Genomic DNA, 12,539 nt, shown 5'->3' with positions numbered 1-12,539 from the left:
TAAATTAGGTGTTCTGTCAACTTAAAATTAAATTCAACTATTTTATTGTACTTCAAAGATTAATGTTTTTATCTAGTAAATCTAGACTAAATATAATTTTCTCAAGCATTATAACAACCGTTACAATGTGTAGTTTTTGTGTTGTATTTGTCAACTAATAAAATTAACTTGTAGAGAATAAATACAGTACTTCAATGGAAACAAAAGCAATTTTTGCGGAAAGGTTTAAATCAGCCCGTCTGATGAATGGTTTCTCATTGCAGGATTTGGTTGATGCATTAGGTGGAACTTTATCACGTCAAGCCTTGCATCGTTACGAAAAAGGAGAGGTTATTCCTGATGCAGAAAAAATAAACATGCTTAGCAAAGCGCTCCATATTAGTCCTGATTATTTTTTTACAACAACTAAAGTTGAATTTAGCGATATTAAATATAGTAAGCTAAGCAGAATGCCACAAAAAGAGGTAGCAATTATTAATGAAACTACCAAAGCGTATCTTTCCCGGTATTTAGAATTAGAAGAAATTATTGGTCTTTCTCATAGTTTTGATAATCCATTAAAAAATCTTGGAAAGGTCAGCACTTATGAGCAGATAAATAAAGCCGCAGAACGCTTAAGAAAAGCATGGTCATTGGGTACGGGGCCATTATTTAACATCGTTGAGCTTTTAGAAGATAAGAATATCAAAGTGGTAAGACTTCATGTGGATGACGATTTTGATGGCTTGCAGACATTTGTTAATAAGACCATACCTGTTATAGCATATAATGAAAGAAAAGCAAATAAGGCAGATAGAATACGTTTTACTTTGCTTCATGAGTTAGCACATTTGTTATTAGTATTTGCTGATACAACCGAAAAGCAAAAAGAAACCCTGTGCCATCAGTTTGCTGCCGCGATGTTGCTTCCAGAAGATACTATTAAAGCAGAATTGGGTAATTATCGGAATAGGCTGTCAACTATTGAATTGGGAAACATAAAAAAGCAATATGGTATTTCCATGCAAACAATAGTGATGAGAGCCCAAGTTTGCGGTATTATCAATAGCAATTATGCTAAACAGTTTGTTTTTTTAATAAAACAGCAAAATTGGAAAGCAGAAGAATCCGTCGAATATCAAGGAATTGAAGAAAGTAATCGCTTTGAGCAATTACTATTTAGAGCCTTGATTGAAGACCAAATTTCTATGTCTAAAGCAGCTGCCTTATCTAATCAATCATTGGCAGAATTTAAGAAGCAACATCAACCCATGTTTTAGTATCAATTCAATGAATACTAAATACAAGTAGCACTAATGAAACTAAAAATAGCTGTTACAGACGCTTGTATTTTTATTGATCTTTTTGATTTAGATCTAGTCAATGCATTTTTTCAACTTGAAATTGATATTCATACAACAACTTCTGTTTACTTTGAATTATTTGTTGAACAACAACAAGTATTAACTACTTATCAATCTATTGCTAAGCTTTTAATTCATAATCTTAAAGAAGAAGATTACCTTCAAATACAATCAGAACCTTATCCTAAATCCTTATCACAAACAGATAAATCTGTATTGCACATAGCCAAAAGATTAAATGCTTGTGTTTTGAGCAGTGATAAAACTGTCCGTAACTTCGCGAAAAATAAAGGTATTGAATATCACGGTATGATTTGGGTATTCGATATGCTTGTAGAATCAGCAATTCTAACCAATTTTGACGCTGCTATAAAATTACAGCAACTAGTAACAACAAATTTCATCTATCAAAACAATAAGCCATTAGTTGAGGAGATACAAAAGAGATTGATGTTATGGGGAGACTCTAATTAATATTTCTTGGAAGTCTTATAGAAAGTTACAATCGTTACAATACATTCTGCATGTAATATATGTTAAGTGCTCCAATAAACTAACCTTAAAATAGCTCTCTATCCTCTTCATTTTAGGTTACCGAAAAGTAGATCTTCAATAGAAAAAACAACAGCAACATCTTAATGATTGTCAGACTTTTAGCTAAACCCTAAGTTTCTTTGGTATATCTCCAATCATTCCTGTAACTTCGTTTAAGTTAATAAATTAAATATTTAGGAAATACAATGCCATCATTGCCCTCTGCAAAACAAAAGGCGGTGGTAAAATGAATGAATACAGATTGCACTATATATGAGTCAATTTTACAAAGCTAATAAATCATCATGGTATAGCCCTTTAATTCCCTTTAGCAAAAGTGGATCATCCTTCCAGGTATACCACCTTTTCTTCTTTTCCTTTCCCTATATACTGAGCTTTTGATTGAAAAAAGATGCAAAATCTACTAGGACTATTCCAATTTATATTGCAATCCACTGCTGCCATTTTCTGCGAACATATAAACATCAATACATCCATATTTAATTACAGAACCAAAATGAAAAATCAAGATTTAAAATCAAGTCAGATTATTTCCTTTCCTAACCTAAACTATGCTAAGAAATGCATGAACGCGTGTTGGAAGGTTGTCCTATCGCTACTACTTATTGCATTTACGATTTCCTGCGACAAGAATGAAGCTCCTAAAATTGACCATGGCGCAGCTGCTGAAAAGCGAATCCTGGAAGTTTCTGAACAGAGCAGCATTAGTGAAGAAGATATCGTGACGTTAGAAAAATTGAACAGCCAGGTTACGGATAGAAACAAAAAAGCATCCTTGGCCCAGATGATTGAGAGTGTGAAAATCATTAAAGAGTTACTCGAGAGCCTAGGTAAGTTCCAGAAAGAACAGCCTAGCAATTTCAAAGAGGATTACGCTAAACTGCAAGAACAGCACAAGAAGATAACGGATAAATTGCCGCGTAAGGCAAAATTGTTGAAGGAACTTGAAGCGCTCCTATTAAAGCACAATACAGAAGAAATTGAGTTTCCGAAGGTTGTTTTGGAAAATGCGGGTTTAGCAAAAAAGCTATTAGAAAATTATAACATCAAACCTATTCAAGGCAAGCCAACTAAATACTTACGCACGGATCTTGAACGCGTAGATAGGTTAGAAATCTATTTAAATAATATAAACGAACAGGCAGGCATGGCGGCAACGGTGTTTCGTTATTTTAAAGGCTTAAAGTATCTAGCCATAGGCTCAAAGATTGAAACGGTATGGGATTTTAACCAAATGAAAAGTTTGGAAACCTTAATTCTTGATATTAATCAGGCACCAAATAGCTGGGAATTAAAAATGGACGAACTTAAAAACCTGAAACATTTGGAAATAAAAGGCGAAAGAGGGAATTCTCCATTTGCTGGCGTAATCGATTTTACGGATAAATTTCACTTATTGGAGACCTTAATATTACCTAAAATCGTAACAACATCCTTAACAGCTCTAGTATTACCCAACAAACAGCACTTAAAAACATTGTCGATAAATCATGAAACTGGATTTCCTAAAATGAAACGGTTAGTAATAGAGGCCAAAGCTATTGAAGATAAAGATTATAGTTTTTCATTAGGAGCAGCCGATAATCTGGAGATTGAAGAAGTAAGGCTAAGTGGGTTTAAGCAGGTAAAAGAGAATACTACTTTTGCTGTTTTGGCTGCTGAAGATTTAATAAAATCAAAAAAAAGAATAACAATTAAGAAGTTCTCTTTAAAAAATATAAATGCAAGTGTCGCTAGGCTTCGGTTTTTAAACCTCAAAGAATCGGTTATAGAAAACGTCAAATTCGGAGATAAAGTTAAAATACAAGGTAATTCAAGACTCATTGTTGAACATGTTGATTTCCCAAGTAAGCCTAATTTTGCTTGGATAGGAAGTAATGGCATATATGAATATAAATTTCAATTTATGACTTTTGGAGGAAGCCCTTTAGTGTTTGCTGATATACAACCTATGGTAGTTAACAAAGCAAACCAAGAAACTGTTAACACATTGTGGCTAACGGGATCGATAGTTTATCCGAATAAGACAGTGGACCTCCAAATGTTTAATAAGTTAGTATATCTCCGATTAATGTCTGCTGATGCGAAAGGAGTTCTTATAGAAAAACTTATCCTAAAACTGCATGTTGGTCGTAGTATTGTTGCGAGTGGAGAGATTTTGGCTGGAGTCGAAATGCCATTCTATAAATGGGAATATGTAGAATAAGGTAATATTGTTTCTATTATCAGAAATATAAATATTGTACAAAGGATTTGTATCCCCTTAGAACCTAGATTCTAAGGGGATTCTTTTTGCTCCCTTTTTTATTTGTTTTAAATAGCTTACAGCCTTGTTATTCTACTCAAAAGTTACAATTATTCGTATGACGATACCTAATATCTCTCTTTTGGTAATTTATGACAATACCATTATAATACCGAAGGATGTTAGGTATTTAATGTTACCGAATAATGATTTTTACCTATTTAAACTGCAAAAATGCTACTACGGGTGTGTTGTTAACTAATATTTTGAATTATTCATCAATAATGGTAATGAAAATCATAGAGCGAAGGAGTGGGGCTATTTAGAACATTTCTAAATAATAAGGTATATTCGTTTAGTTAAAAAACTAAGGCAAATAGGAAATTAAATATTTATAAAATAAAAAACCACGGCTCCGTCGGCAAAACAGTAGACCGTGGTCCAATGAACACATACAGATTAGACCATATATGAATCATTTTTACAAATGTAGCAATTCTACATGGCATAGCCTTGCTATGGTATTAAAAAAGAGCAGGTTGCTTTGGCTGCTCCTTATTCTCCACTTATTAGCGATAGACTTATTTGCGCAGACGGAAATTCTAAATAGGCAAATAAGTATACAGACTAATGAGATTTCCCTTAAAGAAGCACTTCGGGAATTGGAACAAAAAGCTGGTTGTTCTTTTGTGCTCAGCAGGTCTTTGCTAAAGAACAAAGACAAAGTGCGATTGGACTATACCAACATTCCACTGCATAGCATCCTTCAAGACATCTTTGGTATTGAAAAAAGTCAGCTTGTTCTGAAAGGAAATAAGGTGCATATTCTGGGCAGACCAACCTCCAACTCATCAATCTTGGAAGCCAATCAAGTGCCTAAAGGCCTTCAGGATAGCAGTAAAACTCCGTTAAAAGAACTCCTGATAGATCAGGTGGTGGTAACTGGTCAGTACAGGCCGCAATCCATCAACCAATCCATTTATCGGGTGGAGGTTATTGATAAGCATATCATTGAGAACATGGCCGTCAGCAATGTCGCTGAACTGCTGAAACAACAGATTAATATTGATGTTGAAAACCAATCGGGTATTGGTCGTTCTAAAATTCGTGTACTCGGCTTAAACAGTCAGTACAGTAAAATCCTCATGGATAACATCCCGATTGCGGGTGACGAGAATATGGGTAGCAACGTGGACCTATCTACCATCAGTATGGATGATGTAGAGCGTGTTGAAATTGTCAGAGGAGCCATGGGGGTGGAGTATGGTGCCAATGCTATTGCGGGTGTCATTAACATTATCACCAAGCGTCGCGCCAATAAAAAGACCGACTTATCCATTGATATCACGGAGGAGACGGTGGCGAAAGAATACAATATGCGGCTTTATGAAGAGGCTAAAGGACGGCATATTCAACGGTTGAACCTGAGTCATAACTTCAGCAAAAAACTGTCTATTGGCGGCGCTCTTTCTCGGGATCATTTTGCTGGTTACTGGGGCGAAATGGATGGTAGCACCTTTAATCAGGATTGGAAGCGCGATCGGCAAGGGAATTATTCAAGCCGCGGTTATGAGTGGTCTCCTAAAACGTCCTATAATGGCAATGCTTATGTTTCCTTTTTTACCTCGAAGTTCTCGATTTTCTATAAGGCAAATTATTTCCAATCCGATTTAACTAATCATAGACGCATGGTTTATGAGGGTTTCCTTTTGCGGGATGAAAACTTTAAGGTGGCTTTAGGCATCAACGACTATTACCGTAACAAGCGTTATAATCATCATTTCAGTGCACGGGGCGATATTTGGAAGAATGCTTATTTTTCCATTGATGGATCCTATCAACTCAATGGTCTTCTCCATAAGCGGAGAGGGATTAATCTGGCTAATAATTCAGAGATCAATCCTGGCAATGGGCTTCCTAAAACCACTAATCTGGTTCCTAATGATTGGATGGAACATTATCAGTCGAAAGGATTTTACTCGCGGGGTACTTTCCTAAAACCTGTGCTTTCTGGCAAGCTGAATATTAACCTTGGCTATGAGATTGACGAAACCACAGCAGATCAGGGCTATACCTTGGCCTTTTTGGACATCCCATTAATGACGCCTCAACAGCATACTTTAACTAATGGAGGGGCCTGGTTATCTGCAGAATGGAACGTTACGCCACGTATTACCATTCGGCCTGGCTTTCGTGCTAATTTCAGTTCGGTCTATAAGGTTCGTAGCAATGAATCGCTTACCACGCGCCTAAAAATCAACGAGCATAACGACCTTCGCCTCATTATCGGAACTTCCACTCGCTTTCCTAACTTCCACGAGATGTATATGCAATTTGTGGATCCCGTTCATGAATACCGGGGAAATCCCAATTTACGACCTGAATATGGGCAGACGGCCGAGCTAGCCTGGAGCCATCAGCGTGAAGTAGGGGATAATATGTACCTGCAAGCCAGTCTAAGTTCGATGTTTCAGAACATTAAAGATCGTATTGTAAACATCGTTTACCCCAGCGAGCGTGAAGGCGTATTGACAGGATTGAACACCTTCACCAATGAAAACAAGTATCGGGGATTGGCCAATCAGATAGAAGCCAAATTGCTGTCGTCAAAGTTCCACCTTAAGCTGGCCGGATCAATTGTTGGCTACCGAGGAACTGATGAAGCCTCGGAAAACGATTATCAGCATTTCCTGATTAATTCGCAGCTGAATGCGCAGGCAACTTATAATCTTCCCTTCAATTTCCGCGCAGCTCTTTTCTATCGCTACGTAGGAAAACAACCGCAGTATGTATTCCTGCCCAAAAAATTGCCAACAGGCCCTTCTTTAGAAGTCACAGAAGGCTATTATAAAATCCTCGCCGAAACGGATCCTTACCATAATTTGGATTTCAACCTAGCCAAAAGCTTCTACAATAAAAAGCTTGATGTTCGCGTCGGAATCCGGAACATCTTCGGCGTCACTGATATCACCTACGTGATGGTAGATCCACCCGAGCATATCATAGATCGGGAGTTAAATCCTATCCGCTTGTATTATGGCCATACCTATTTCTTAAAACTAAGCTACAACCTGTAGCCGATTAAATAAACATATATAAATCAATAATTTATTCCATAACCAACATGAAGAATCAACATTATAAAACAGAACAGGATATTTTCTTTCCAAGCCTAGTCATGGAAAAGCAAAGTATCAGCCATGGTTGGAGAATGCTTTTCTTTCTCCTAGTTATTTCCATTTCTTATTCCTGCAAAAAGGAAGTGAATACAGGCATAGACTATAACCTGATTACTGAACAGCGTATCCTTGAAATTTCAGAGCAGGCTAGCATTAGCGACGAGGATATCGCAATCTTAGAACGCTTGAACGCGCAGGTTACAAATAAAAATATGAAATCAAGCTATGCAGATATGATTGAGGGCGTGAAATTAATCAAAATCTTGATTGAAAAATTTAACAAACTCCGAACAGATTATGATATCAACTTCAAAGAATTCCATGCCCAGTTGCAAGAAGAAATCAAACATGTAACGGATAAGCTTCCACGTAAGGCCAAAATGATAAAGGAACTCGAAACGGCACTCTTAAACTACAACACCGACGAAATTGAGTTCTTAGAGCTGGTATTGACTAGAGGAAGTTTAGCATTTTTCCTTTCCAAGAATTTTAATATCAAACCAATTGAAGGGAAACCTAATAGATATTTGCGTGCTGATATTGAACGCGTGGATAGCCTTAGAGTTAATTTTCATCATTATGATGAAAAACCCGGAATGAGCGCTAATGTAATACGGCACTTTAAAGGGTTGAAGTATTTAGAAACAAGTTCAAAGGTAGAAACTGTTTGGGACTTTAATCACCTAAAAAACTTAGAAACCTTAGTATTAAATATTGATAGATCGCCGAAGGTGTGGGAACTTAAAATTGATCAACTCCACAAGCTTAAACATTTAGAATTAGAAGGAAATAATGGCACTTCACCTTTTGGTGAGGAAATAGATTTTACAAATAAATATCCATTGTTAGAAACTTTGGTACTTCCCAATCCTGTCACTAAAATACTCACTAAATTATTATTACCGAATAAACCTCATCTAAAAACACTAAGGATATCAAACCGGGATGGCTTTCAGAAAATGAAACGATTTGTGATAGAAGGTAAATCTATTAAAAATGGAGCTTACCATTTCGAATTTGGTTCCGCCGATAATACTGAGGTTGAGGAGGTAAGATTGATAGGATTTAATTACTCTATAAACGACAATGGCGTTTCTGTAAGTCCTTCATCTTCTTTTTTGGATGACAATGATGATGGAATGTTATCCATCAAGAAGTTATTTCTAAAAGACATCAGCACATCAACTCTATATTTGCACAACATAAAGTTAGATGAATTTGTTACGGAAAACACAGCCTTTGGTTTAGATGTCGTAAATAATGATTCAAAGTACATGCAATTCACGGATATTAGCTATCCCATAGGAACTACTTTTGATTGGTTCAATATTTCAAGAACAACCATATTAAGATTTAGTAAAATTTTAGTAGGCAATAAGCCTTTAGCCTATTCTGTAGTTGACCAATTATTGCAAAACAAACAAAATCCTGAAACATTAACCTATATCGAGGTGGGAGGATTTGCAGATTACCCTAATAAAACATTAGACTTAAGTAGGTTTAAAAATCTCGAACTTATATATATTAACACCGTCATAAAAGGCGTACAAGTTCTTGAAAAAATCATTCTACATAAAAGCCTTGAGGGAGTAAGAAAACCTATTCACAAGAATGGTCGAGGTGTTCCAGCTCCAAACGTAACCCTTGAATACAAAGAATAAACTAAAAGTAACCTCTCTTATATTATTTTAAATTTTTAAAAAATGAACAAGAAAATCATTTTCGCAATGGCAATGTTAGTCGCTATGATAGCTTCTTCCTGCCAAAAGGATTTATTACAGAATCCAAATAATTCAACTATACATACGGTGGTATACAACCCAGTAAATGAGCCTAGTAAAGTTAAAGCAATCAATGCTTCAGTAATTGATAATTTTGAATCTTTTGATAAGAATCAAACTTGGTTTGATTTTACGACGGTAAGTCCTCAAGCTCAGGGCAAATCATCCAATCGTGATGCTTGGCATTTGGGTTTTTATTCACAACCTGGCAATATTACAGTTAATGGGATATCGAGTAACTTGTTAGTGTACCTGAATTACAGCGTTAAAACACAAGGGATGCTTATTGAAGGTGCTACATCGCTTGGGTCTGCTATGGAAAAACAATCGAAGTTAGAAGAGGCATTCACACTGATGAATGCTGGCACCTTTGGCATGGGAGATCTTAGCACCTTCGATTTCCATCGCGAAGGGCAGTTTGTTATTGGTTCCCCGATAGTTCGTCCCTCTAGTGTATATCTCATCCGTACAGCTACTGCAGTACAGGTACACCCCGATGATCCTACGACCACAAACTTATTCCTCGTTGCTGTAGAAGCCACGAATGATGCCTATACCTTGTCTTATCAGGGTTTGACCCGTAAAAATGCAAGTGAATGGCAATTAGCAAAAAAAGCTAATAAGTTGAACATTCCCAAAAGCAAAGACTACCAATCACGCTTTGTTAATTTTTCTTCGGAAAATATTCGTGATGATATCCAGCCAAAAATCAATAAATGGAATCTTGGCTTATCGGCGGTTTTCTTGAAGCGTTATCTCAATCCTAATTTTGGAGGTGGGGCTTATGCCTTTGCTGTGAAGGGTGTGGTCTTGAACAATAACCCGAAAGTGCAAATCTATCGTGTGCAATCAACAGAAAGTAATGCTGGTGCTCCTGGCCCGTTCGACCCGAACTATACCTGGCAAAATGATCCAGCATTAGACGATAAAAACGATATCACCGTAGACTTTGACAATTACGTGGCTGCCAATATTGATGACAGCAAGTTTAGCTCCAATAGTCAGGAAGAAATAGGGCAATATTTCCGATCCTTAGATTTAGGAAAATACCGCGTATTTGTAGATCGGTTCTACGTCATCAAACTGCAGAATGGCGATGTATACAAACTACGTTTCTTGCCTTTAGGTGAAGGAAACAGTTCTGCGGTGAATGATGGCATACAAATCAAGTATGAAAAAATAGCCACTACCTTATAACAATTAGGGCATTTGGATAGAAACAGAAGAGGTTACCAGGTGGTATAGTAACCAGGTTATAGGCTAATGCCCTATAACCTGGATTTTTGCAATTATACTGGCAACCTCTTCTATCCCCAATATTGATCAATCAAATATGTTTTTCAGAATAATATTAGTGCTGATTACCTGCGCGATGGCCACGCCTATGTGTTATGCGCAGTCGGATACATCGAGCATAGGAATATCAACTAACTTACAGCCCATACGAGTCTTGGAGAAAGCAATACTGGAAGGAATGGCTGTCAATAACCTTGCTGAAGCATTACGCTTTGAATTGAATATGGAGCTTGAACAAGCACCGGACATTGGTGGAGTACGTCTAAGGGCCTATGATCTGAACAGCAGGTACAGCCAGGTCTTAATCGATGGTGTTCCTCTATCTGGAACTGATATGTTTGGGGGGCATGTAGATCTTTCTTCCATACCTTTAAATAGGGTAGAGCGGGTTGAAATTTCCCAAGCAGGGAAGGGCGTCGCCAACAATTCGGGGTCTTTAGGGCTTACCATCAATGTAGTCACCTTGCCCGAGCGCAGCACGCTAGGCACCTCTGCTTACGTGAAGATTTATGAGCAGAGCCTTGGTCCGGAATACAATATGCAAACAAATTATGGGGCTAAGGGCAGGCATGTACAACAATTTGGTTTAAGTCAGCATACTAAAAAAGGCCTGTATGTTACGGTCGACTTGCTACGGGATGCCTTTCAGGGTGTTTGGGATCAGTATGAAGGAAACCGACATCAGGTAGGTTACACCAACAATCGGGGCTATTCATGGTCACCATCTACCGGCATTCAAGGCGATTTTAAGCTTGGCTATCGTAGAAAAGGACTGTCGATATTTTACAAGCATGGCACTTCCGATAGAAAATCCACGGTATTGGGGCACGTCAATAGGCAGGAATACATCAATGGCGCATACCAGGACTTTTACTCCGCCAGCGATGTGCGATACGCCTATCTTCGGCAACTGAACCATCTCCAATTAGCAAGCAAGGTATGGATGGATGGCAAAATCCAATTCAATATCGCCTACCAAACTGGCAGTACGCGGCGTCAAACAAATTGGATCCGTACAGCTGATAACAGGCAGCTCGATGATAATCCCTTACAAAAAATGTACGGCATTCGTAGCTGGTATAGCAAAGGGGTTTTGGAGAAACCTATCCTGAAAAACCAATTGGACTGGCTTATAGGCTATGAAACCGATTGGTCGCAGGTCTTTACGGCCGCAGATCCCTTCACTTATAATACCCAGGAAATCAACCGGAATATTGCCCATTTTAGTAGTTTTAGCCAAGTACGCTGGAATCTTAAGTCCGGGTTTAGCATCCAACCGGGCCTCCGCTTAGCCTTTCAGGGCGTTAATTTCCATGTCGATGCCTTGCCATCGCTTAGCCTAGGCTACCAGACAGCAAAGCAGCACGTAGTGCTAACAGCAGAACGTGTAAACCGATTCCCCAATCAGCGCGAAATGTTTACTTACCTCGCTACTGAATTCAGCATTTTAACAGGAAATAGCCGCTTGCGTCCGGAAAAGGGACTCTTACTTATTGCGCATTGGACATACCAATTACGGCAAGCGAAAGATTTCCAACTCAACACCCAGCTTAGTTCAGGTTATCGGCGCTTAACCGACCGAATTGCCATTAAACCGCTGCGACAAACCGAGCCGCAAAGAGAACCTTTTCAATACAGCAATCTCCATCAGTATGCATCCTGGTCAAACAGCATATCATTGGAGGGCAGGGGCAGTATGTGGCAATTCCAAGCCAGCTACAGCCTCCTTGGCTTAAAGGGAAATGATTTTGCCGACAGCAAGCAGTATGATCGGTTTCTGTTTCATTCTGAAATGGCCATCTTAGGACGATACAAGCTAGCAAAGCATTTCTGGCTGCAACTGAATTACCGATATGTTGGCAAGCAGCCCATCTATTCCTTTGAGCAAACCTATGGAAGCCTAGACGTGAAGCGCATAGCATTCAGCAGCCCCACCTTTCATTTGGCCGATTTGAATCTAGGCACATCCTTTCTGGGGCAACAATTAGACCTGATGCTTGGCGTCAAAAACCTGTTCAACACAAAAACTATTGAATTTGAAGCAAACGACGGAATGGTTCATGCTAAAGGAGGTTTAAGGAGTATACATGCAGGATACGGCAGGAGTTACCGACTTTCCATTGGCTACAAATTATAAAAA

At 38.2% G+C, this 12,539-nt stretch carries 7 protein-coding genes; all 7 read left to right on the top strand.

Annotation, left to right across the window (positions count from 1 at the left end; translation table 11 throughout):
* Positions 1-194 precede the first annotated feature (194 nt).
* The 7 genes from GQF63_RS02550 to GQF63_RS02520 all read left to right on the top strand — a co-directional run bounded on the left by GQF63_RS02550 (position 195) and on the right by GQF63_RS02520 (position 12,536).
* Complete coding sequence (locus GQF63_RS02550; RefSeq protein ID WP_160367552.1) at positions 195-1,259, top strand: helix-turn-helix domain-containing protein; 1,065 nt, start codon at positions 195-197, stop codon at positions 1,257-1,259.
* Between the two features lie 36 nt (positions 1,260-1,295).
* Positions 1,296-1,817: a PIN domain-containing protein gene (locus GQF63_RS02545; RefSeq protein ID WP_160367551.1), complete on the top strand. Its 522-nt coding sequence runs from the start codon at positions 1,296-1,298 to the stop codon at positions 1,815-1,817.
* Between the two features lie 577 nt (positions 1,818-2,394).
* Entirely contained in the window at positions 2,395-4,104 is a 1,710-nt protein-coding gene (locus GQF63_RS02540) for a hypothetical protein (protein ID WP_160367550.1), read from the top strand.
* A 557-nt stretch (positions 4,105-4,661) separates the two neighbouring features.
* Complete coding sequence (locus tag GQF63_RS02535) at positions 4,662-7,220, top strand: TonB-dependent receptor plug domain-containing protein (protein ID WP_160367549.1); 2,559 nt, start codon at positions 4,662-4,664, stop codon at positions 7,218-7,220.
* Between the two features lie 47 nt (positions 7,221-7,267).
* A complete protein-coding gene (locus tag GQF63_RS02530) occupies positions 7,268-8,983 on the top strand; it encodes a hypothetical protein (protein ID WP_160367548.1) in 1,716 nt (571 codons plus the stop codon).
* A 42-nt stretch (positions 8,984-9,025) separates the two neighbouring features.
* A complete protein-coding gene (locus tag GQF63_RS02525) occupies positions 9,026-10,300 on the top strand; it encodes an HmuY family protein (protein ID WP_160367547.1) in 1,275 nt (424 codons plus the stop codon).
* Positions 10,301-10,436: 136 nt separating this feature from the next.
* Positions 10,437-12,536: a TonB-dependent receptor plug domain-containing protein gene (locus GQF63_RS02520; protein ID WP_160367546.1), complete on the top strand. Its 2,100-nt coding sequence runs from the start codon at positions 10,437-10,439 to the stop codon at positions 12,534-12,536.
* The last annotated feature ends 3 nt before the right edge of the window (positions 12,537-12,539 follow it).

The sequence above is a fragment of the Sphingobacterium humi genome (genome assembly GCF_009768885.1).
GTDB classification, from domain to species: domain Bacteria; phylum Bacteroidota; class Bacteroidia; order Sphingobacteriales; family Sphingobacteriaceae; genus Sphingobacterium; species Sphingobacterium humi.
This window is presented reverse-complemented; position numbering and strand designations above follow the sequence as displayed.